At 40.2% G+C, this 23,676-nt stretch carries 21 protein-coding genes and 1 pseudogene; 8 read left to right on the top strand and 14 right to left on the bottom strand.

Annotated features, from left to right (window positions below; translation table 11 throughout):
• Positions 1–205 precede the first annotated feature (205 nt).
• Both AC1TO6_RS19535 and AC1TO6_RS19530 read left to right on the top strand, forming a co-directional pair.
• Positions 206–713, top strand: a pseudogene (locus AC1TO6_RS19535) (HTH-type transcriptional regulator Hpr); the annotation flags it as partial.
• 161 nt (positions 714–874) lie between these two features.
• The gene (locus AC1TO6_RS19530) at positions 875–1,060 is read left to right on the top strand and encodes a hypothetical protein (RefSeq protein WP_482103277.1); all 186 of its coding nucleotides are present in this window, start codon (positions 875–877) and stop codon (positions 1,058–1,060) included.
• A gap of 83 nt (positions 1,061–1,143) precedes the next feature.
• Here the strand turns inward: AC1TO6_RS19530 and AC1TO6_RS19525 are convergent, their stop codons facing one another.
• Complete coding sequence (locus AC1TO6_RS19525; RefSeq protein WP_179393195.1) at positions 1,144–1,236, bottom strand: YjcZ family sporulation protein; 93 nt, start codon at positions 1,234–1,236, stop codon at positions 1,144–1,146.
• 145 nt (positions 1,237–1,381) lie between these two features.
• Here AC1TO6_RS19525 and AC1TO6_RS19520 point away from each other — a divergent pair, with 145 nt between their 5' ends.
• Positions 1,382–2,260: a peptidylprolyl isomerase gene (locus tag AC1TO6_RS19520; RefSeq protein WP_482103276.1), complete on the top strand. Its 879-nt coding sequence runs from the start codon at positions 1,382–1,384 to the stop codon at positions 2,258–2,260.
• Positions 2,261–2,379: 119 nt separating this feature from the next.
• On the opposite strand, the gene yhaM is transcribed toward AC1TO6_RS19520, so the two are convergent.
• The 5 genes from yhaM to AC1TO6_RS19495 form a co-directional block, all read right to left on the bottom strand.
• The gene (gene yhaM / locus AC1TO6_RS19515; RefSeq protein ID WP_482103275.1) at positions 2,380–3,318 is read right to left on the bottom strand and encodes a 3'-5' exoribonuclease YhaM; all 939 of its coding nucleotides are present in this window, start codon (positions 3,316–3,318) and stop codon (positions 2,380–2,382) included.
• Positions 3,315–6,218 (bottom strand): ATP-binding protein, encoded by a 2,904-nt coding sequence (locus AC1TO6_RS19510; RefSeq protein ID WP_482103274.1) that lies wholly within the window; start codon positions 6,216–6,218, stop codon positions 3,315–3,317. The genes yhaM and AC1TO6_RS19510 overlap by 4 nt, the downstream gene beginning before the upstream one ends.
• 9 nt (positions 6,219–6,227) lie before the next feature.
• A complete protein-coding gene (locus AC1TO6_RS19505; RefSeq protein WP_482103273.1) occupies positions 6,228–7,457 on the bottom strand; it encodes a metallophosphoesterase family protein in 1,230 nt (409 codons plus the stop codon).
• Positions 7,458–7,602: 145 nt separating this feature from the next.
• The gene (locus tag AC1TO6_RS19500; RefSeq protein WP_482103272.1) at positions 7,603–8,868 is read right to left on the bottom strand and encodes an ABC transporter permease; all 1,266 of its coding nucleotides are present in this window, start codon (positions 8,866–8,868) and stop codon (positions 7,603–7,605) included.
• Positions 8,861–9,760 carry an ABC transporter ATP-binding protein gene (locus AC1TO6_RS19495; protein ID WP_482103271.1) on the bottom strand — a complete coding sequence of 300 codons (900 nt, stop codon included), beginning with the start codon at positions 9,758–9,760 and terminating at the stop codon, positions 8,861–8,863. Before AC1TO6_RS19495 ends, AC1TO6_RS19500 begins: the two co-directional genes overlap by 8 nt.
• A gap of 175 nt (positions 9,761–9,935) precedes the next feature.
• Between AC1TO6_RS19495 and AC1TO6_RS19490 the strand changes: the two genes are divergently transcribed.
• Together AC1TO6_RS19490 and mgsA are read left to right on the top strand one after the other, a co-directional pair.
• Positions 9,936–10,121, top strand: coding sequence for a YhzD family protein (locus tag AC1TO6_RS19490; protein ID WP_482103270.1), 186 nt, complete (start codon positions 9,936–9,938; stop codon positions 10,119–10,121).
• A 136-nt stretch (positions 10,122–10,257) separates the two neighbouring features.
• The gene (gene mgsA, locus AC1TO6_RS19485) at positions 10,258–10,662 is read left to right on the top strand and encodes a methylglyoxal synthase (RefSeq protein WP_482103269.1); all 405 of its coding nucleotides are present in this window, start codon (positions 10,258–10,260) and stop codon (positions 10,660–10,662) included.
• A gap of 62 nt (positions 10,663–10,724) precedes the next feature.
• Here mgsA and AC1TO6_RS19480 read toward each other — a convergent pair whose 3' ends face one another.
• The 6 genes from AC1TO6_RS19480 to AC1TO6_RS19455 form a co-directional block, all read right to left on the bottom strand.
• Complete coding sequence (locus AC1TO6_RS19480) at positions 10,725–10,859, bottom strand: hypothetical protein (RefSeq protein ID WP_482103268.1); 135 nt, start codon at positions 10,857–10,859, stop codon at positions 10,725–10,727.
• A 540-nt stretch (positions 10,860–11,399) separates the two neighbouring features.
• Positions 11,400–12,179, bottom strand: coding sequence for an enoyl-CoA hydratase (locus AC1TO6_RS19475; protein ID WP_482103267.1), 780 nt, complete (start codon positions 12,177–12,179; stop codon positions 11,400–11,402).
• A 68-nt stretch (positions 12,180–12,247) separates the two neighbouring features.
• Complete coding sequence (locus tag AC1TO6_RS19470) at positions 12,248–13,756, bottom strand: coproporphyrinogen III oxidase (RefSeq protein ID WP_482103266.1); 1,509 nt, start codon at positions 13,754–13,756, stop codon at positions 12,248–12,250.
• Between the two features lie 836 nt (positions 13,757–14,592).
• Positions 14,593–14,940, bottom strand: a complete 348-nt coding sequence (locus AC1TO6_RS19465) for a YlbF/YmcA family competence regulator (protein WP_482103265.1) — start codon at positions 14,938–14,940, stop codon at positions 14,593–14,595.
• 11 nt (positions 14,941–14,951) lie between these two features.
• The gene (locus tag AC1TO6_RS19460; RefSeq protein WP_482103264.1) at positions 14,952–16,124 is read right to left on the bottom strand and encodes a DUF445 domain-containing protein; all 1,173 of its coding nucleotides are present in this window, start codon (positions 16,122–16,124) and stop codon (positions 14,952–14,954) included.
• A 51-nt stretch (positions 16,125–16,175) separates the two neighbouring features.
• The gene (locus tag AC1TO6_RS19455; RefSeq protein WP_482103263.1) at positions 16,176–16,565 is read right to left on the bottom strand and encodes a ferritin-like domain-containing protein; all 390 of its coding nucleotides are present in this window, start codon (positions 16,563–16,565) and stop codon (positions 16,176–16,178) included.
• Positions 16,566–16,634: 69 nt separating this feature from the next.
• On the opposite strand from AC1TO6_RS19455, the gene AC1TO6_RS19450 reads away from it, so the two are divergent.
• Both AC1TO6_RS19450 and AC1TO6_RS19445 read left to right on the top strand, forming a co-directional pair.
• Positions 16,635–16,838, top strand: coding sequence for a YheE family protein (locus tag AC1TO6_RS19450; RefSeq protein ID WP_482103262.1), 204 nt, complete (start codon positions 16,635–16,637; stop codon positions 16,836–16,838).
• Between the two features lie 52 nt (positions 16,839–16,890).
• Complete coding sequence (locus AC1TO6_RS19445; protein WP_482103261.1) at positions 16,891–17,043, top strand: hypothetical protein; 153 nt, start codon at positions 16,891–16,893, stop codon at positions 17,041–17,043.
• Positions 17,044–17,139: 96 nt separating this feature from the next.
• On the opposite strand, the gene AC1TO6_RS19440 is transcribed toward AC1TO6_RS19445, so the two are convergent.
• A complete protein-coding gene (locus AC1TO6_RS19440; protein ID WP_482103260.1) occupies positions 17,140–18,894 on the bottom strand; it encodes an ABC transporter ATP-binding protein in 1,755 nt (584 codons plus the stop codon).
• 1 nt (position 18,895) lies between these two features.
• Positions 18,896–20,635: an ABC transporter ATP-binding protein gene (locus tag AC1TO6_RS19435; protein WP_482103259.1), complete on the bottom strand. Its 1,740-nt coding sequence runs from the start codon at positions 20,633–20,635 to the stop codon at positions 18,896–18,898.
• Between the two features lie 1,264 nt (positions 20,636–21,899).
• Here AC1TO6_RS19435 and AC1TO6_RS19430 point away from each other — a divergent pair.
• Entirely contained in the window at positions 21,900–23,237 is a 1,338-nt protein-coding gene (locus AC1TO6_RS19430; RefSeq protein ID WP_482103258.1) for a hemolysin family protein, read from the top strand.
• Positions 23,238–23,676: the final 439 nt, after the last annotated feature.

Genomic DNA, 23,676 nt, shown 5'->3' with positions numbered 1-23,676 from the left:
CCAATAATGCAGTCAGATTCTCACTTGAAGACTACGCTTTGCAGGTCTTTTTCGTGTGATTGTGACTGCGTTTTTTTCTTTCTACTTCTATTTCCCACCTAAATTATTATCTAATTAAAAGTTTTTTTGCAATTCTTACTTTTTTCTTCTTTGCTTTCCTGCTATAATAAAAAGAAGCGTAAAAAAATAGGAAGTAGGTGTTACAATGGCAGATCAAAGATATTCACCAAAAGAAGCAATGATTTTCAGTCAAAGGGTTGCGCAGATGTCAAAAGCACTTTGGAAAGCTGTTGAAAAAGATTGGCAACAGTGGATAAAACCTTATGACTTGAATATTAATGAACATCATATTTTATGGATTTCCTACCATCTTCAAGGAGCTACAATTTCCGATATAGCTAAATTTGGAGTTATGCATGTATCCACCGCATTCAACTTTTCGAAGAAGTTAGAAACACGGGGTTATTTACGCTTTTATAAAAAAGACGATGACCGACGTAATACATATGTAGCAGTGACAGATGAAGGTGAAAGACTCATACTCGAAATGAACGAAAACTACTATAACACAAACCATGGTATTTTGGAGGGCTCTCTGCCGATAAAAAATCTTTACGGCAAATTCCCGGAATTCCTGGAGGTCATGTCTGTGGTTAAAAATATTTATGGTGAGGATTTCATGGAAATCTTTGAACGCGGTTTTGAAAATATTAAAGATGCTTATGATGATTCCACAGGCGAAATGATTGCAGTTAGTCAAACAAAAGATTCCGAAGAATCTAAAAGCCCAGTATTTTCCTCAGAGGAAAATTAATTTCATTTTATACTCACTTCTGCTATGATTACCTTGGTACGTTAAAGGGGAGGAATAGATTTGATCCTATTTATCACAATTCTGTTCTCATTATTCTATCTGTTTCAGATCAATAAAATGACATATGCGCTTTGCGAGTCCAAAGAGATTCCTGAGGAAAAGCAACCGAAAATATACACGACCGTAAACGTTCTTGTAACAATACTGATTGTGTCATTTTACCTAGAAATTCTGTTACAAGTATAAAAAAAGTCCACTCCCTTTTGTACGGGAATGGACTTTTTTCATTTTGAAGCTTCTGACACTAGCGATTTAACGCTTTTCTCATCTTAGTAAACGAAGGCTGCACCGACAATGATTAGTAAGATGAACAATACAACAATCAACGCAAAGCCCGAAGAACCCTGGTTATATCCGCTCATAAGAGCACCCCCTCTCTCTCTATGTATCCTATGCGGAATCATTGAGCCTTTGTAGGCAGATTATCCGAGGGGAACCTTTTTGTTTTAGATTCGTTTTATGATATAGTATCTACTGTTGCACATAAAAGTTAGGGGAGATTTCAAAATGAAAAAAACTGTTTTAGCACTTACAATGGCTGCATCCGTTCTTGTACTTTCAGCATGTAGTGACAAGAATACTGATGAGGAAATCATTGCTACTTCTAATAATGGCGATATTACAAAAGCAGATTTATATGATGAAATGAAAGATGCAATTGGAATCCGAGTTGTTGAAAACCTAATTCTCCAACAAGCGATTGAAAGTGAATATAAAGTTTCAGATGAAGAAGTAAAAAAAGCGATTGCATCACAGAAAGAACAATATGGTGATAGCTTTGAAATGTACCTATTGCAAAATGGCATGACAGAAGAGTTCTTCGATAAAAATGTTAAATCCCAATTGATTCAACAAAAAATGATTGAATCCATTGAAGTAAGTGATGAAGAAATCAATGAAGGTATTGCTAACAAGAAAAAAGAAGTCAATGCACGTCATATTTTAGTAAAAGATAAAAAGACGGCAGACGAAGTTCTTGTTAAATTGAAAGACGGCGGTGATTTCGCGGAACTTGCGAAAGAATACTCCACAGAAGAAGTTGCACAAGAAACAGGTGGCGATTTAGGTTGGTTCGGACCTGGTAAAATGGTACCTGAATTTGAAGAAGCCGCATTTGCACTTAAAAAAGGCGAAATCAGTGAGCCTGTAAAATCAAGCTTCGGTTTCCATATCATTGAACTAGTTGACACACGTGAAGCTAAACTTGAGCAAACAGATGAAGAACTCAAGGCAGAAGTCACGGACGGTCTCAAGAAAGTTAAATTCGAAGAGAAACTTGTCAAGCTGTTAAAAGACTCGGAAATCGATATTAAATCGGAAGAGTTTAAAGATGCGCTTGAAGGTTACCTTCCAGCTGAAGAAGAAGCAAAAACTGACAAGAAATAATACGTTAGATAAAGTCTCTCGGATGGCTTTCAAATAAAGGCATTCGCGACTTTTCATAATTTCATACCCAATGAAAAAAGCTGTCTCCGTATGTGGGAGACAGCTTTTTTCTATACTCATTAGTCAATCGTTGGTTTATAAAACGAACGGTTGTCGAGTGGGAATATTCTTTCAGTGAATTCACCTGGAGCCGTCTTGCCTAATGCACGATTCAACATATTCATCTTCGCGTCAATATTATCAATATAATGAAGAATTTCTGCCTCTTTCAGCATTGGCCGTTTCGGGCTTCCCCATTCTTCTTTACCATGATGGGATAGAACCATATGTTGGAGCAACATTACTTCTTCCCCAGCTATTTCAAGTTCGTCCGCCGCTTTTGAAATTTCAGTGACCATGATTGTTATATGGCCAAGAAGATTTCCTTCAATTGTATATTGTGTTGCAATCGGCCCAGAAAGTTCAATTACTTTCCCTATGTCATGCAATATAATTCCTGCATACAATAAATCTTTATTTAGCGTTGGATATAAATCTGCCATCGCTTTTCCAAGTTTCAGCATGGAGACGACATGATCAATTAGACCGGAAACATAGTCATGATGATTTCTAGTTGCGGCAGGATATGTCATGAAAGCAGTCTGATGCTTTTTCAGTAAATGTCGTGTAATTCGTTGAATTTGCGGGTTTTGCATTTCAAAAAAATACTGCATCAATTCTTCGTAAAGTACTTCTTTACTTGTTTCTGATGACGGGACTAAGTCTGCAATCGATACGCCTTCATCTTCTTTAATAGGACGTATACTTTTGATGCGTAATTGATTTTTCCCACGATATTCGTGCACTTCACCGCCAACTTTTACAATTGACGCTGCGGCATACGTTTTAGCATGTTCTTCAGTCGTATCCCATAGTTTTGCTTCGATATCACCGCTCTTATCTTGTAAAATGAGTGTCATGAACGGACTTCCTTGCGTTGTGACTCCTTTTGTAGATTGTTTAATAAGCAAGAAAAGATCCAGTGGTTCTCCAGTTTTATATTCCGCAATTTTCTTCATAAGACGCTCACTCCCTGTGCGCTCCCGATATCGGAAACGTTTAATATTGTTGCATCCCGCCATTTATCCTTCATCGCTTCGTGGCATGTGAAATAAATGAACTGATGCTTGTTTTGAAGATTGTCCAATAGTTTAATCATACGCGAAAGTCGCTTTCCGTCAAAGTGAACGAACGGATCGTCCATCATTATTGGAAAAGGAGCAGTAACTAGCATAGATTCCGCCAGGGCTAATCGAAGAGATATGTATGCCTGCTCTTTTGTCGCTTGGCTAAGCTCCACAATCGGGTAGCGCATCCCATCCTTCGATAAAACTTCAAAATGCCCAGATTCCGTTACGGTTAGCGATTCATAGTTCCCTCCCGTTAACTCGCAGAACAATCGCTCCGCTACTTCAAGCACTTTAGGCAGCTTTTTTTCTTTCAAATCGAACATCGTACGTTTGATGGCTTCCGAAATCGCTTTGCGTTCAGACCACTTTCGAGAAAGGTCCGTAAGTTCCGATTTTTTCATTTCAAAGAGTTGCAGTTTATGGCTGTAGTTTTCGTCAGTTAAAAGCTGTTCCGTTTTATTGATAAGTGTAGCCTTCTCATTAACAAGTACACTCAACTCGTCATCGATAGATGATTGTGCTGCGGTATTAGACTCCGCTTTTTTTGTCAGGTCCTCTACAGTAGTTACTTCGCTAGGAAGTTCTAGAGGTCCGTGGGTCGCCAATTGCGCCTTTACATCTTCTAGTTGTCCTTGTAACTGAAGTGATTCCTGGTGCATGTCATATGCGTTATAAAACGCTTCTTCCGTGTCCGTTTTTGCTTCAGCCAGCAAATCCTGCACCTTTCCTTGCAATGAGCCTGCAAGAGCCGACATATCTTTTAATTCCGTTCCTTTGCGTTCCTGGTTGGACTTCAATGACTTCATTGTTTCCGCCCGTTCCTTCAGTTGAATAAGGTCTCTTCTCAAAATCTCATAAATCGCTTCTTGGGGTACTGCTTTCTGCAATGCTCTTTCAACTGCGTCTACTCTTTCCGTCATATGTTGTCGTGTCATTTGTCGCCGTAAGTCAGCATCATTCAAATCTCGGTTAACCTCTTGAACTTCCCGTATCATCCGGAATAATTCTGGGACAATTCCGGTTGATGGCATTTCCTTGAAACCGTATAGCTGTAAAAATCCTGCTAGTTCTAACTCAATTTGCTTTCTAATGGTATATGCATTGTCTAGTTCGATTTTCAGCGTATGATGCTTTTTTTTAAGCGCTAATAATGCTTCTTTCAACTCTTCTGACTTTCGCTTATGCATAAGGATACGCTCTGTGAGTTCTTCCATCTGCCACTCGTTTCCATCATATGCAGCAATTACACTTTCCATCTCCTGTTGCTTTGAAGTGTTTGAAGTCTGAGTTTCTTTTTTTGAATATAAAAAGAATCCTAGTCCTGCAACAAGAACCCCAGCCACACTAATGATCCATTCTTTTTGGACGAGACCAAAGATGATGAAAACGATAGCAAGTAAGAACAGAAGTATAGGTACCACTAACACTTTCTGTTCAACAGGTCTCCCTCCTAGTAAGATGTATGCTTTCGCTTCAGCAAGTTGCTGGCGTATTCTTGGCCAGTTTTGTACACGTCCTAATTCCTCCTCAGAAGGCGCATGAAGTTCACTATCACTAATTTCAGATTCTTTATCCGACAACTCATTTTCTAGTTGCACAAGCTGACGATTTATATACCCAATTTGCTGATCACTATCAGTTAGGTCGTGGATAATTTTGTGCATCTGTTCTTCCTTTTGAATTGAAACATCTGCCTGGAATAGAGATTGCTCCGCTTCAACTTCCCTGACACCTAGTCTGTCGAGTAGACGTCTTTTAAAACTGGTTAGCTGACTCACTTCGTCATCTGCAGCAGCAACCGTAGTTTGCCATCTATGCCACTCAGATTCTTTGGCCAGCAAAACTTCAAGTTCAGTGATGGATTCAGACTCCTGTTTTTCAGGCATGCGTGCCGCCACGATTGCCAATTCTTCTTCCAATCGTTCTATAGACGCTTCGACTTCTGTCAGCTTTCCGACCAGTGTTTCATAACGTCTTATACCCTCTGAAGGAAAGGTTGCGTTACCAAATTGTGTAAGTCGCGCTTCAATAGCTCGTTTTCTTTGAAGGAGGGGGAGCAGTAAACGCATAACAGCAAGCCTCTGTGCATTTTGTGACAGTACTTTTTCCTGACTTTGTAACTTAACTAGACGTTCATCAATTTCCTGGATTCGTTCAATCGAAGGCGCATACTCGCCTATTTTTTCCTGTTCTTTCTTCAGTTCGATTTCCAAGTCTCGAAGTTCCGCAATTTTAACGTTCATTTGTGGAATTCTACCTGTCTTTTTAAATAACTCCCCCAACTCTTTGTCCATTCGGCCACCAAGCCGCAATAAGGAGTCAACTCCAGTTGTCCCCGACGCAAGAAGTGTTCGGCTTAACTCGTCTTCATCCATTTTCTCGAATCCCTGCAACTGTAAGAGAGAGAATGAAAAGATAGACTCAAATGAAGCGCGGTCGTACTGCCGAAGGAGCATTTTCAAATCCTCGTCTCCGCCCTTCGTTCCATCTTCAAAATAAACAGTGACATCACCAGCGGATTTCCCGCGGATACGCTCGACGATACATTTTCCATAGATTTCATCTAATAGATGCACTTGACCGCCGTACTTACCGCCCGATTTCGGTTCGTAGCGTAAGAGCACATTGTTTTTCAGTGGGAACCCAAATAAGATATGAAGGATAAACTGCTGAATCGTCGTTTTTCCAGCTTCATTCAACCCATAAAACACAGTAGTGCCTGGACCAAAATCTACAACGACATTTTCGTGTTTGCCAAATCCAAAAATGTTCAGTCTTTCAATTTTCATATAAACACCTCATTCCATTTCTGACATTTCTGCCGCAAGCAATGCATTGGCCCCAGCTTTTACTTCCTCTATTTCACCATCAGTTAAAATTTCAAGATATTTGACACCCCGTGCGTGCTGATAGACGTCTTTTAAAACATCCTTCCAGTCATCAACCGTCCAGTCGTCCATTAATCCTACAACAGACTGTACAAGCGCACTTGAAGCCGTTGTGAGATTCATCTGTCTGGCAAATGAAATCTTCTGTATCCAGACGTACGGTTCGTTATCCCCGACAAAATCGCGTAAAACTTCGAGCCATTCTTCTTCAGGCGATTGGTCGAAAAGTATTACGGACTCACTATCGATATCAATCATCAATAGTTCCACAATGCCCGCTCCATTCTGTTGTCGGAATAACTCAAGCGCTTTCGAACAAGCTGACAGCCATTCATTGGCATGACTCATTCCGGCACACGACACTTCTAATCTGCCAAATACAATCGCTGACGCCTCGATAAAATGAAGTGAGGATTCTGTTTTCGAAAGTTCAACTTCATAAAAACCTTTTTTACCTTGTTCGTTGCGATGACGTCCCTGCAAGTTACCAGGATAGACGATAGGAGGGGCATTATGTAACTGTTGCCGTAGATGAATGTGCCCAAGAGCCCAGTAATCATAGTGCTTGGCAAGTAAATCACTTTTTGTAAAGGGCGCATAGACTGCATGTGTTTCATCTCCCGCTAAACTGCCATGCAGCATACCGATATGAAATGGTTCATGATTTTCAGCAACGGGATAACGGTCGATCACCCTATCACGAATATGCCTTTCTTTATAGCTGAAACCATGAATTACGATGTCTTGTCCTTTCACGGTGAGTTGAACCGATTCAATCTCCTCAGTGAAAACATGGGTATTTGGCGGCAAGTCAAATCGAGTCCATCTTCCACCAAGGTGATCATGGTTCCCGTGCGATATAAATACGGGAATACCCACTGCATCCAATTTCTTCATTCCTTCGTGAAATTTCATCTGTGCTCGTAAACTACGATTTTCACCATCATAAATATCACCCACGATTAAAACAAAATCTGGTTTCGTTTCTACCGCATGATCAATCAATTTTTTGAATGCGGAAAAAGTACTCTCGCGTACTTGAGTCAAATGATTTTCCGCAAGTCCTGTCATACCTTTAAAAGGGCTATCGAGATGCAAATCAGCCGTGTGGATAAATCGGATTGTTGACAAATGAAACACCTCCTTAATTCAACGAATACTTGTTCTAATTTTACCATATATAAAAAGAATCCGTGAATGAAAGTCTACATGTCTACTTAAATCTCTCATTAACAAAAAAGTTGCAGGTCAAATCAATATGACCCACAACTTACATTGAACCTAATTATTCCTTACCGAGCTGGATTGCTTTTTTAATATCCTTCAATGAACGTGACGGACCGTACATCAGAACACCGCCTCGGTAAACGCGTGCGCCGAAGAAGCCAAGAAGGAAAATCGTCACAAGCATAATTCCAATTGCTAATAGCGGTTCCCATACTGGTAATTCAAGCATACCGACGCGTAAGAACATCACAAGTGGAGCAAAGAATGGGAAGAAGGAAGCATATTTTATATACGCCATCTCAGGATTCCCGAGCCCGGTTGCTGCAATCATGAACCCTGCCACAATTAACAGTGTCATGGGCATGATGATTTGCTGGACATCTTCCGTACGACTTACCAAAGACCCTAGAAGAGCCGCTAACGTCGCGTAGAGGAAGTATCCTAACAGGAAGAAGATTACTGCATAAACAAGCGTTCCGATATTCATATTTGAAAAGCCGAAAACAGAAAATAACCCATCTGCCATTTCAGAAGTTGTTGTTTTCAAAGCAATGAATCCTGCTAATCCAAGCAGCACCATTTGCAAAAGACCGAGTGACCCTATCCCTGCAACTTTTGCAAACATATGTTTAACCGGTGAAACACTAGAGATTAGTATTTCCATAACACGTGACGATTTTTCTGTTGCCACTTCAGTAGCAATCATGCTCGCATAGACAATGACCGCAAAATAAATTAAAAACATTAATACATAGACGAGACCGCGCGCCTGGCTTAGCTCTTCTTCAGACTTCGCTGAAGGAGATACCGATTGCTGTTCAAACTGTATAGGGGCAAACAACGTCTGAACTTGTTCACCGGACAATGAGAGCTCTTGCGCTTTCATCTCCGTCTGAATTGATTGGAGTGCATCTTGCAACATCATCGGAAGGTCAAATTCCATGGCACTCATCGATGAATAACTTGCTTGAATCGTATTACTATCGTTCAGGTCAAGCGTCAAAAAAGAATCGATTTCCCCTTCTTTTACCTGAGCTGTCAGACTCTCTTCCGACTTTGTGGAGACTTCCATCTTAATATCTGAGTCATTCGCATCGAACTGCAGTTTCAGTCGATCCGCAAGTACCCCACTGTTATCGACAACTTGCAACACTTCCGTTGATTCACTGTCTCCACCAGTCATGCTATTAACCTTATCGATGATTTTCCCCATATTTGCAAAAAGAAATACTGCAGCAATCATGATGGTCGTTGTGATAACGAATGATTTTGTTTTCGCTTTCGTCATGAAAGCCTGCTTAAAGATGATCATAAATTCACGCATGTTGTTTTCCCACCTTTTCGATGAAAATGTCCTGCAGCGACGGCTCTTCAATTGCAAAGTGGCGAATTGGTCCGGATTTCAAAGCCTCTGTCAGGAGATTGTCCGCAACCATTTCGGATTCCACTTGGTAAAGCGCGCCTTCTATGGATTTATGTACGGATGTTACACCTGCAATTGAGTCCAAAAGCGATAAGTCATTGTCCGAATTTATACGTACATTCTGCTTTCCAAATGATCGTTTTACATCACGCAGAGTGCCACTTACAATTTGTTTCCCTTTATCAATAATACTTAGTTGCTCACATAATTCTTCAACGTGATCCATTCGGTGACTCGAGAAAACAATCGTCGCGCCTTCGTTTCTAAATTCTATTATTGCTTTTTTCAGCATTTCAACGTTAACGGGATCCAAACCTGAAAATGGTTCATCAAGGATTAACAGCTGAGGATTATGCATGAGAGAAGCCACTACTTGTATCTTTTGCTGATTTCCCTTGGATAACTCTTCAACCTTTTTATTGGTATAATGCGTAATTTCCATTCGCTCCAGCCATTTATTCATTGCTACTTTGGCATCCGGCTTTTTCATCCCGCGCAATTGGGCTAGAAAAATGAGTTGTTCTTCCACTTTCATTTTAGGATAAAGCCCACGTTCTTCCGGCAAATAACCGATCTCAGGACTTGTTGCATAAGAAATCGGTTTCCCGTTCCAGGTAATCCGTCCTTCATTGGCATTCAATAGACCAAGAATCATCCGAAATGTTGTCGTCTTGCCCGCTCCATTCGCCCCTAGAAACCCGTACATCGTTCCTTTGCCGACGGAGAGTGTTAAATCATCTACTGCAGTGAAATCCCCAAACCGTTTTGTTACATTTTCAAGTAATAATGACATCTTATTGCTCCTTTCATCTTCCCTATTGTTAACTATACGTATCTAGTACGCCGAAGTTTCAATTTAATTACTTTTGTTAAAAATCAGTTTCACTATACGAAGTGTTCAATTCAAATTTCTTTTCCGATTTTTTAGTAGTATAATGAAGGTAATTAGAATGGAAAGGATGAATTAGGTGAGAACATATAAATTGACAGCTTTCGAACCAACAGGGGAATTAATTATTGAAGAAACATTCATGTCTGATACAGACGATGAAGCTAAAGAAAAAGGACAAGTAATACTAGAAGAGAAAAGCCTTTTAGAAAAAACACACCGCCTCGCATCTCCTGCAGGTAAGTTACTATTATTCCATTCATGACAAATAGCACTTCTAAGTAGTTTTAACTTCTTAGATGTGCGTATGATTGAAGCAATCATATTTGGTTTAAGCCGAAGTCATTCTATAATAGAAGTAAATATTTATTGTTCAAACCTATAAAAGTGAGGTGCGTAAAATGGAAATCGCATTAATAGCACATGATGAAAAGAAAAATGAAATGGTGAATTTTACGATTGCTTATGAACATATCTTTTCGAAACATACTTTATTCGCAACTGGGACAACTGGAAAAAGAATTATGGAAGAGACCGATTTAGTTGTCACACGATTAAACTCAGGACCTTTAGGAGGAGACCAGCAAATCGGCGCAATGGTTGCGACAGGCGAGTTGGATCTAATTTTATTTTTCCGCGACCCCCTGTTTGCACAGCCTCATGAACCAGACGTCAGTGCATTGTTGCGTCTGTGCGACGTTTACGGAATTCCACTCGCTACAAATATCGCAACAGCAGAACTTCTGATTCGCTCTGTTGAAGAAGGCTATTTTTCATGGCGTGAAGTGACTGATAAATACAAGTAAGTTGTTGAGTATAAACAAATCTCTGTGTTTGAGAATAAAGTAATTTGATCAAACACTGGGTACTACGTGTATAGTTGTCTTTGGATCGCTTTGGATTGAACGACTTCTATACCTTTATCGAGATGTTTTAATAAGTAGGGATGCGACTTCGTCGCATCCCTACTTATTTTTCCGATAATCGTATGGTATTTGTTCATCCGTCGCTCTCCAAAGACACGGCTACAAGAAGTACTAAAGCTTTTTGGGACGAAAGAATAGCTCGCTTCTCAAATGGAGAGAAGCGTCCAAAGATACAATTTTGGACGCTCGAGTATTCTACTATAGTTTCTCAATTTTTATTATAAGGAAGTGTCACTTTCTATTAGAGCATCCCATAGTTTTTGCTAAAAGTAAGTAAACAATAAAAATGTGCAAGGTGCAAGAGTGCCCGAAATTACATCTTCGGGCACTTACACCCTATATAGAAAGCCATCTATTCACTTCTTCCAAAGAACCTGCATTTTTCACTTGTATATTGTAGGACCGCGACAGGCGATTGATCACAACAAGATAACCGAAAAATGTGTGGCTAGAAGTGACGGAGTCACTTCTAGCCACACTTGCTCCTTGGTTAAGGTGTCATAATTAATTAGCCGAAAGCGGGCCGAAAATAATCCAGTGAAAATATCGACTTCCAAGTCCTACTCTCTAGTGTTTTACGCAAATACATAGTTAATCAACAGACGTACTGCACAAAATTACTTTCCTGTAAAATCAGGTTTGCGCTTCCCTATAAATGCTTGCACGCCTTCTAGGTGATCTTCCGTTTTCCTCATTGCTACTTGTGCTTCACTTTCCATTTCCAACACACTTTCAAGTTCTTTCGTTTTTTGTTCATGAAGTATATTCTTCGTTGCAATCATAGCAGCAATCGGTGATGCAAGTAGTTTATGGGCAAATTTCTCTCCAGTTTCAATGCTTTTCCCCTCTGCAGTCACTTCATCAATTAACCCTTTTTCAAGTGCCTCTTGTCCATTCATCACTTTTCCTGACCAAATAAGGTTTTTCGCTTGAGGAACTCCTACACGTTCTTTTAAGAAGAAATGACCGGCTCCGTCCGGAATTAGGCCAATACCTATAAAATTCATTGCAAGTTTAGTCTCTTCTTCAACAATAATGTGATCACAACCAAGTACCAAGCTAAACCCAAGTCCGGCTGCTGCACCGTGGACGACTGCAATTGTAATCTGTGGTAACGTGTAAAGCGCTTTTGCAAGGCGGCTCACATCCACCATTACTTCACTGATTTCAAATGGACTGTCCGGATCCACCATCGCCTTAATATCTCCGCCTGCCGAAAATGCGCGACCCGCCCCATGAATTATTAGTACTTGTACCGTCATATCCTTTTTCAAGTCTTCAAATGCATCAGCAATCTCTTTCATCATTAACATGTTCATAGCATTCATCGATGTCGGTCTATTCAACGTAAGACGCGCAAGACGCCCTTCTTTTTTCAATTCAATTGTCGTATACAAAAAAACACCCCCTGTATGAAATGAATTGCCATTCACTTCTTACATTCGATGTTTTTTCTGTAAATCCTTTATTTAGTGACAATCTCCGGAAAAATTGAATCTAGATGAGCGAGCTTTTTTTCGATTGACTCTTCATACGTCAGAATATAAGCCGCCGGATCTTTCGGATTGTAGAATTGTGTGATTTTCCCTGAGATTGGATCGATGAACTTACTTGAAGCCCCGCATCCAACACCAATGATCGTCTGTACTTCTTCCATAATAATGATATTATAGATGCTTTCTTCATTTGGTTTTGCGTATCCGACATTCTCCAAGTTGCCTAAAATATTTTTTTGGCGATATAAATAATAAGGTTCATAACCATTCGCCGCATTCCACTCTTCTCCGAGATGCATCATCTGTTCAACCGTTTCACGATCCGCTACTTTGTATTTATCTTTATTGCGCGTCATTTCAGATGCCCGTTTAAATGATAATGTATGAACAGTCAGTGATTCTGGCTGCATCTTTTCAGTCTCAGCTAGTGAATGCCTGAACTCATCCATTCCTTCATTTGGTAAACCAATAATTAGATCCATATTGATATTTTTCATGCCCATGTTACGGGATAACCAAAACTTATCAATTGTTTCTTGGACAGAATGATGACGTCCAATCGCTTTCAATGTTTCATCAGTATACGATTGTGGATTGACACTAATTCGGTCAATACCCCATTTTTTCAGCACATCAATTTTAGCAGGTGTAATCGTGTCAGGACGACCCGCTTCTACTGTGATTTCCCGTACTTTATCCATATTCGGAAATGAAGCATACATGGTTTCATATAGCGCATCCATTTCTTCCGCTTCTATAGAAGTAGGTGTGCCCCCACCGAAGTAAATCGTAGTAATCTTCGTATCATGCTCTGTCATCCATTTTCCCATTTCTCGGATTTCATCATGTAATCCGTCTAGGAAAGTTTCAACTCGTCCATTTTTCCGATTAATTGCATAGGCCGGGAATGTGCAATAGGCACATTTCGTTGGACAAAATGGGATTCCGATGTAAATGCTTACTTCATTTCTTAGGTCATGCAGATCAGGTACTGTTCGTAACTGCACATTGGCAATTTTTGCGAGAAGTGCACTTTTTTCACTGGAAAGGCGATGCCGCTTCATCAGCAATTGCTGGGCTTCTTCACTGCTATGTCCTTCAAGGCGATATTTATGATACAGCTTCATGGGACGGATTCCGGTAAGAATTCCCCACGATTGTTGCATTCCTGTTGCCTGTTCAAGCGTTTCAAGAAAGACGTGTGAATAGATTCGTTTCAACTGGCGGGTTATCACTTTTTCATCGTCAGTTTCTTCCATTTCAGAAAACACGGCAGAATATTCTTCGCCTTCCCACGTAAGAATTGCCTTCCCCGAAAGGTGCCCATCAAGCGTCCGCTCCAATGTGAGCTCTGCCAGAATTGCACCCTCTTCGTCTTCATCGACTATTTTTGATTGTTCAAAGAATAGGTTTGCAAGATGTGTGAACATCCTAATCCAACCCTGTTCATATTTTTCTTTCATGACTATTTTTTGCATTGTGTAAACCCAACTTTCTATTGATAAAGTGAACCCTTTTATTACGCCTTTTGATTAACTAAGAATATCCAGTAAATAATTTGATTGACCTGGGCACTACGTGTAGAATTGCTTAGAATCGCTTTGAATTGAACAACTTCTATACCATTATCGAGATGACTTTATATGTAGGGATGCGACTTCGTCGCATCCCTACATATTTTTTCGGTAATCGTATGGTGATTGTTCATCCGTCGCTCTCCAAAGACATATTTACAAGAAGTGCCAAAGTTTTTTTGGACGAAAGAATGGCTTGCCTCTCACCTGGAAAGAAGCGGTCAAAGATACAATTTTGACCGCTCAAACCTTCTACTATCGTATCTCTTTTTTTCGTTTAAGGAAGTGTCACTTTCTTATAAAGCATCACATAGTCTTTGCTAATAGTAAGAAGAGAATACAATATACAACGTACTAGAGTGCCCGAAATTGCATCTTCGGGCACTTACTCTCTTTATCAAATGTCATCTATTCTATTCTTCCCAATCAACTGCATTTTTCACTTAGATATTGTAGGAACGCGACAGGCTAATAATCACAATAGTAAAACCGAGATGAGTGTGGCTAGAAGTGACGGAGTCACTTCTAGCCACACTTGCTTCTCGGTAAAACCGTCGTGATTAATTCGCCAATAGCGGGCCGAAAATAGTCCAGTGAATATTGTGGCTTTCAAGCCCTACTCACCAGCGTTTTATGCTAGTAAATGGTCAATCAACAGACTTGCCCTTTTGTAGAGGAATATACCATTCATTATAGCAAATTTACGGGGTGAATGAAGAAAAACCGGCCGAGGCCGGTTTTTAGATGGATTCGTATAATTGTTGAACTGGTTTCATAAGTACGCGGTTAACTTCTTCAATTAGACCGCTCAAACCCATTTCTGACTCAAGCATTTTCATTATCTTAGGATTTTGCTGTGCAAGCTGTGCCGTTTTTTGCGCATACTCTAGTTCTTCAGCTAGCGGTTCTTCCCCAGACATTTGTTTTTCCTGCAGACTCAATTGGATTTTACGGAAACTCTTGAACAATTCAAGTGCATCTTTATCGGCTTTCACTTCTTCAACCGCTTGTGCTACTTCTTTAAACTCTGCTGTTTGTCTAAGCGTTCCTTCTAACTTGTTTAAATCATCGTAAATATTTACTGTCATTTAAAGTCCCCCTAAGCTAAATTTGTTGCATAGACGATAAGGCCTTGAACAATTCCAATCACACCGCCAAGTAATGCCCCGAGCACGGTAATCATCTTAAACTCCCGTTTCGAAATACCTAACATGAGATCCTCAAGAACAGCAACCGGAAACGTATCGACTTGCTCCTTAACCATATCATCTATTTTCAATTTGCGGAGCGATATTTCTATTTGTTCTTCTGCTTGTTTAAATGCAAAACTCGTCAACGCTGGTGTCACATTGACAGCTGTCCATTCAGACCCTTCCGGCCAATAATCCCGGATTGTCTTATTCAGCCGGTCTTTCAATACAAGTTCTTCTTTCGCATAAGTTCGAATCGAATCGAACAATCCATTCCAATCAAATCCTGAAAGAAGTTCTTCGACTGGACGTTTTTGAAGCTTTTCCCACTCATTTAGTATAATCGTGTTTACAAGCTCGTAAGTACCTGGAGCTGCGACAAACTTCAATGCTTCCCCTTGCACTTTTCCAACCAGTGATTCCGATTCTCCAAAAAACATGTTTACCATGCTTCCAAGTTTACCTTTGGATGCTAGGAACTCATCAATCATTTTACGGAACATTGCTTTTCCTTCATCCGATTCGAAATATTGTTCCGACCTGCCTAAAATATATGCTGTCACATCCGGAATGCGCCCTGCTGCTTCAACCCGCCACTTTTGCGGTAGCACCTCTTCTACCGATCCCGTCGTCAGTTTTGCACGAACGGCGTTAAGCTGGGTATCGAGTACTTCTAACACTTTCCGCTCTGCTTTAACGGCTACGTTTGTCGCTCCGGCAGTATCGAGCCAGTCATTCAACGTTCTATCGGAGAGGAGAATATGTTGCTCCAGTTTTGCCTGTAGAAAGTCTTCCGTTTTTTTCTCCATGTCAGGTGTCAACAATTTTTTTCGAAACGTTTCCGGTGTCAATAAATAATTCGTTACTGTCTTGCCGAGTTGCGTTGCCAGTTCGCTACGCCGTTTCGGTATCAAGCCCGGTGTGAATGGCAAGCGCCATTTCCCAATATATTTCGCTTCATGCGGCCTGAATAACATTTTAATCGCCAAATGATTTGTAAGTCCACCGATTAATGCACCAATGAAGGCCATAAATAACAATGTCCATAAAAAGCCCAATTTCTTCACCTTTTTCCGTTTCATTAAGTCCTAATTATAGCAGAACTCAACCCAACGGAAAAATGACAAGCCTTGTTAAAGTGCATTGTACATTGTTGACATACGAATGGCATGCTCCATCTCATCATGCATAGCAATGAATAACGGATTGTAAGCCTGCTGAATAGGAATGGTCAGTAACATTTCTTTATAGGTTTCAACTGCTTCCAACTCATCTACAAGCGCTCGTTGGACACATACCTTCAGGTTATAACAAGGCAAAGGTTTCTTAGGGTTTTGTACAAATGTCCCCGTCATCATATAATAGAGTTGTTGGAACATTTCATAGTGGCTTTTTTCATCTTCGTACATATGTGTGAGGAAATCTTGCCAGAGCGGATCATTTGTCATGCCGTGCATGGATTTATAAAAATAATAATCTTTGTACTCGTCTTCGATGGCCTGCTTTAATTTATCAACAAACAAGTCAGCACCCTTTCGCTTTCTTTTCTTGATTTTATGCGGTTGGGCGACGTCTTATGAGAGGAGTATTATATGCTACAGCATTTCAGTTACAAACCAATGTTTGAGAATACACAATTGCCAGGATGGACATTTTCATTTTTCTACCGCAATTCAAGGTATACGGGTGAATATATGCCTGATGGCGCAATTACTTGGAGTGGAAACACACCCTCTGAAGAAGAAAATCTAAAAAAGATGATTCATGAATTAATGATTTTTCACGTCTACGACTGAATCACGGGAATGTCGGGAATACTACGCTTGATGACGAATAAGGAGGCGCAGTATGAATAAAGAAAAATCCCCCGAAGAGTTGCTCAAAGAAAAGGAACAGTTAAAAGTACAAGATCAGAAAACCGAAAATGTATTTGAAGATAAGAGTCGCGTTCCCAATGAGCAAAACGCTTGGAAAGAAACGCAATATAAAAGAGGCGAATAAGTACAAAACTCCCTGCATATTCGTTGCAGGGAGTTTTGTACTTATTTCACAATTCTCGTTTTTTTATGCAAAAAAAGCAGGGAGTCCCCCACTCAATTAAGTTTCGATTTGAGTGGAAGTACCCGCCTGCAATTTATACATTTGTGCATACTGCCCGCCTAGAGCGAGCAATTCTTCATGTGATCCTTCTTCGACAATCTCTCCGCGATCTAACACTAAAATACGATCTGCGTTTTTAATGGTGGAGAGTCGATGGGCAATAATGAAAGTTGTACGCCCTTTTTTTAGAACGTCCATTGCGTGTTGGATAATTTCTTCTGTTTCCGTGTCAATGTTGGAAGTTGCTTCATCCAGTATAAGAATGGCTGGGTCGAAAGCTAGTGCCCTTGCGAATGAAATTAATTGGCGTTGTCCAGAAGAGAGCGTGCTCCCTTTCTCGACAACTTCCTCGTCAATTCCACTTGGCATATGCTTCAATACGCGTTCCCCGCCGACTGCATCAAGAGACTGCTGCACTTTTTCACGACTGATACGTAAGTCTCCTAGGCTTATGTTAGATTCTACAGTTCCGCTAAATAGATACGGATCCTGCAAAACGATGCCCATATGATCACGGACCGTTTGGCGCGGCATTTCGCTGATATCCATGTCATCAATCGTTATTTTCCCTTTTGATGCATCATAGAAACGAAACAGTAAGTTCATAATCGAACTTTTTCCGGATCCAGTATGGCCGACTAGCGCTACTGTTTCTCCCTGCTTCGCTCCGAACGTAAGATTTTTCAAGACATATTCATCTTCATTATAGGCGAACCAAACATTTTCAAAACGGACATTTCCACTGTAGCGAGCTATTTTATCGTCGCTTACGGGCTCACCAATACGATCCAATAATTTAAATACCCGCTCCGCAGCTACTAGTGAATGCTCCAGGTTCGCGAATTGATTAACGATACCCGTGACAGGATTGAACAGCCTTGTAATGTAATCCACGAATGCATAAAGCATCCCCACTGAGATGACGCTTGTGACAGACATCGATGCGCCGCCAAAATACCAGATGAAGAATACAAACGTTAATGATCGGATAACGTCGACAAGATTATGTGACGTAGCCGCCTCCACTTTCAATAACTTGTTCTGGTAACGGAAATGCTCATCATTCAACTCCTGGAATTCATCTTCCATCTGCTTTTCACGACGGAATGCCTGAATGATTGTCATGCCATTAATTGATTCATTGATCATTGCATTCATATCACTTACTTTTCCACGAATGATATGGTTCACTTTCGAAGCAAACTTCCTGTACGTTTTCATCCAAATATACAAAATGGGTAGGACAAATAACGTGATGGCACCCATTTTAGGTTCTAAGATAAACATCGCAATGAAAATTCCTAAAATGTACATCCCACTTATCGCAAACTGCGAAACAACTGTTACATATAGATTACGGATTGCCTCCGTGTCATTTGTAATTCGTGCCACAACTTTACCGGCAGGCAAATTATCAAAATAACGAATCGGCAATGTCTGAATATGTTCATACAAGTCATTCCGCATTTTTTGAATTATACGGTTAGCCGCTTTTTGCATCAAAAGATATTGAAAATACCTCATAATTGCAGTAACAACAGCTAGCCCGAAAAAGACCGCTAGCAGTTTAAAAATCGGATTAAAATCAATTCCACCACCAGGAGCTCCTGCAATATGTTCATCAATGATTTTCTTAGCAATCATCGGTCCCATCAAATCTGCCGCGACTGCAATCCCTAGAAGGAGAAGACCCGAAATAATTATTTTTTTATAGACCAGTGCATATTTTACTAATCGTTTGCCAGTACTCATATTATTCAACCTCCCCAATCTGTTGGCGGTCGAATTGTTCTTTGTACCAGCCGTTCATCCGAAGTAAGTCCTCATGTGTTCCTTCTTCAATCATTCGACCGTCATCGAGAACGATAATCCAGTCCGCATGCTGTATGGCAGACAGACGGTGTGTGGTAATAATTGTTGTTTTCTCAGCTCGTTCTGCTTGGATATTTTCTATGATTTTTGCTTCCGTTTTTGCATCAACTGCAGAAAGCGAGTCATCTAAAATGAGTATTTCAGGATTTTTCACAAGTGCCCGAGCGATGGAAATTCGTTGTTTCTGTCCCCCCGAAAGTGCGACACCCTTCTCTCCAACAAGCGTTTCAAGTCCTTTAGGAAGCATTTCAAGGTCTTTTCCAAAGTAAGACAGTCTAATTGTTTCTACAATTTCTGCTTCCGTTGCATCAGGCCGGCCGAATAAAATATTTTCCCTGACCGATCGTGAAAACAGAACATGATCTTGAGGAACATAACCAATCCAGTCCCTCACTTGGTTTTTTGTCATGGATTGCAAAGGTACACCTGCGAAGGAAATCTCTCCTTCACCTGGAGGATATTCACGTAATAGTTGTTTGACGAACGTTGTCTTTCCGCTACCTGTTTTCCCAACAATACCAAGCGTGTCACCACGGTTCAAATGAAGTTTTATCGCTTCTAAATTAACCGAATGTGAGGTTGGGTACGTGAACGTAACGTCCCGGAAACCAACACTTTCAGGATGCTCCACTTTTATTGGATGTTCGGGGTCTTTCACATCTTCCGCGCTATCTAGCGTCTCTGTCACACGGTCAAGTGATGCATTGCCGCGTTGAAGGACGTTGATTAGTTCACCGATCGCAAACATCGGCCAAACGATCATTCCGAGATAGACGTTGAAGGTAACGAGTTTTCCGAGCGTCATATCACCTATCGATACGAGATAAGCACCATAACCGAGCCCAATCATATACGTTAGACCTGTCAATACTTTCGAAATTGGCATGAATAGCGCATCAATCTTCTCGACGTGCATATTTTTCTGATAAACGTCTTCCGTCATTTCTGCAAATCCTTTTTCAGATGCACGCTCCTGAACGTAGGCACGAACAACCCGGACTCCAGCAACTGCTTCCAGGACGTTATCATTTAAATCACCGAATGCTTGCTGGGCTACCATGTATCTTTCGTGGATTTTCTTACCTAACACTTGCATGATAAAAGCGAGTAGTGGAAGCGGTAAAATTGCAGCAAGCGTTAATTTCCACGAAACGAGAAAACCCATTGTCAGAATGAGCGTCATTAGGTAGAGTGTCGAATCGACAAGCGTCATAATGCCGAAACCCGCTGTCTCAGAAATCGCCCTTAAATCATTGGTCGATCTTGCCATCAAATCGCCTGTCTTATTTTTTTCATAAAACGTTGGGGTCATCCTCAAAAATTGCTGCATGAGTTTCCCGCGTAATTGCCGTTCAATTACATAAGCCCCACCAAACAACTGGTATTGCCAGACGAAGTTACAAGCATAATTGAAAATCATGATAAAAATCATAGAAGCTATAAATATAATAAGTAATCTTGCAGTCAATGATTGCGTATAAATCGAGTCAATCGCTTGACCAATCAGCCACGGGGGGATAACGACTAGAATATTCGTCACCATCAGTAGGAGTAGTGCTACAACGTACCTTTTTCTATTTTCTTTGAAAAACCATTTCAATTTAAATAATACTGAGAACATAATTCAATCTACCTTCTTCCATATTCTCTTACAGCTATCCGCTTTCAAGAGATTCCTTTTTCAATAGTTTCCTTTGCTGTTTGATGATTAACATCTTCAACACTCCTTTTCTATTTTTTTATGAAACACGCAAAGCGTGGTAACACCGATTATTCTGTAAACTTGGAACTAAAAAAGAGCACACGCCTTTAAAAATAAGCGTGTGCTCATAGAAAGGAACGGTATTGCACCGTTCCATCTGATATTAGTGACAGATTACTAGTATATGAGTAGGCACGGCTTTTCTATGCAATTGTTTTTAGTCATCATACCTTTTTTCATTTTCCGTACCTCCCTTTCTATTTCGAGTATCTAACTATTCCAGATTAGCATTTCCATTTCCTAGTTGTCAATAGCTTTTGAAAATAGGGATAGTTCATAATAGTGGCACACCACCGATTATCCAAAAGTAACTTGATTAAACACCGGGCACTACGTGTATAGTTGGTTTTGGATTGCTTTGGATTGAACAACTTCTATACAATTATCGAGGTGTCTTAGTAAATAGGGATGCGACGTTGTCGCATCCCTATTTACTTTTTCGGTAATCGTATGGTGATTGTTCATCCGTCGCACTCCAAAGATACTAATACAAGTAATGTCGAAGCTTTTTGGGACGAAAGAATAGATCGCTTCTCACATCGAGAGAAGCGGCCAAAGATACAATTTTGGCCGCTTGTGCCTTCTCTAATAGTGTCTCTACTCATAGTTTAGGGATGTCATCACTTACTAACAGAGTATAGTAAAGTAGAGAATACATTATCCAGCGTGCAATAGTGCCCGAAATTGCATTTTAGGGCACTTACACCCTTTAAAGAAAGGTATCTATTCGTTTCTTTAAAAGCAACAGCATTTTTCACTTGAATAGTGTAGGTACGCTGCAGGCAGTTATTCACAACAAGATAACCGTAAAGGGTGTAGACAGAAGTGACGGAGTCACTTCTGTCCACACTTGCCCCTTGGTTAAGATGTCGGGATTAATTCGCCGAAAGCGAGCCGGAAATAGTCCGTGAAAATATTGGCTTTTAAGTCCTTCTCGTCAACCTTTTCTACACGTAAATACTAATAGAAGTTCCTGGGTTTCCTACAATTATACGCTAGAAAAGCGTAACTAATTGTTTTTTTCTTGTAAATAAATTATCATAGACTTAACTAACGATTTTACTACTATAGGAGGTGTACACTTTGTTCTCCCCCTCATCTGGGTTTGGAACAAAGGATTTATTTGGAAATTGCCATACGATTGACAGCATTTGCTGTCTTGATCGCCCTCACCGCATTTTTTGTTGCGAGTGAATTTGCAATTGTAAAGATTAGAACCACACGGATTGACCAACTGATTGCGGAAGGTAATCCACGTGCAATAGTTGCGAGAAAAGTGGTTGGTAACCTGGATGAATACTTATCCGCTTGCCAATTGGGTATTACCATTACCGCTCTAGGGCTTGGGATGCTAGGGGAACCTACGGTCAAACTTATGCTGGCTCCCCTTTGGGAAAGCTTTAACATTTCAGCTAGCACTTCAAGTATTATTTCATACATTATTGCTTTTTCAATCGTCACATTTTTGCATGTGGTTGTTGGTGAGTTGGCTCCAAAATCGATTGCAATACAAAGGGCGGAAGAAGTTACTTTAAGATTTTCAAAACCGCTTGTTATCTTTTATCGCATCGCCTACCCAATCATCAGAGGAATGAACGGTTCTGCTCAATTTCTTATTAAACTTTTCGGATACAAATCAATGTCCGATTCGGAAGTTGCCCATACAGAAGAAGAACTTAGAATGATTTTGTCCGATAGTTTAAAAAGCGGTGAAATCAATCAAGCTGAATATAAATATGTAAATAAAATTTTTGAATTCGACGATCGAATTGCCAAAGAAATAATGGCTCCTCGAACAGAAATGATTACAATCGAAAAGGACATGACATTACGTGAAGTGTTCGAAGTAATGGGCGTCGAGCAATATACGCGATACCCAGTGACAGACGGCGATAAAGACCATATCATCGGTCTCGTCAATATGAAGAACCTTTTAACCGCATTCATTAAAGACCCCGACACTGCGGGTAATCAAGCGGTGACAAGCTATATGCAACCGGTTATTCATGTCATTGAGACAATGCCTATCGGAGACTTGCTTCTTAAAATCCAGCGAGAACGGATTCATATGGCAATTTTGATGGATGAGTATGGTGGTACATCCGGTCTTGTAACAATCGAAGACATTCTCGAAGAAATTGTCGGTGATATTCAAGATGAATTTGATATGAACGAAGTACCCGAAATTCAAAACCTCGGAGAAAACCATTATATTTTAGATGCAAAGATTCGGATTGAACATGTAAATGAAATTCTTGGCATTTCGATTGATGAAGAAGATATCGATACAATCGGCGGTTGGTTCATGACACAACGTTTCGAAGCTATACAAGGTGAAAAAATTATCGAACAAGGATTTGAATTCACTGTTAAAGATGTGGAAGGTCATCACATTCTTTACCTGGAAGTTATGAAATTTGAAGAGGAAGAAACCGACGACGTTACGGAATTGTCGATGTAATCCTAACTTTAGGTGGTCTCCTTTTTGGAGGCTGCTTTTTTGTTATGTATTTGAGTGTAAGCAAACCAATATTCAGTCCGTTACTTTCTTATACCTTTCATAACGAGACGAAACGCTACAAAATGACGCGATGCGACACGTCTCACTTTTTCCTTTTTTGGAACAAAAATACATTTCATATTTCAAATGCAATAATTTTAGTCCCTTTTCTAAAATCTTTGCAAAAATTTGATTGCTAAAATGAAACACTCAAGTTATAATTACCCTAGTTACACCATTCGTACAATCGTACGTATAACGTACAACCATTATTCTCTATTTATAACATTTCAGAATTGCAAATTTCCACTAATCTTTGAAAAAGAAATGTAAGGGGTTACATGACTGACTATTTCTTTACAATGAGCAAGGATAACTTGCACAGATTAACTAGTTACAA

Source organism: Sporosarcina sp. Y352 (assembly GCF_056786535.1).
This window is presented reverse-complemented; position numbering and strand designations above follow the sequence as displayed.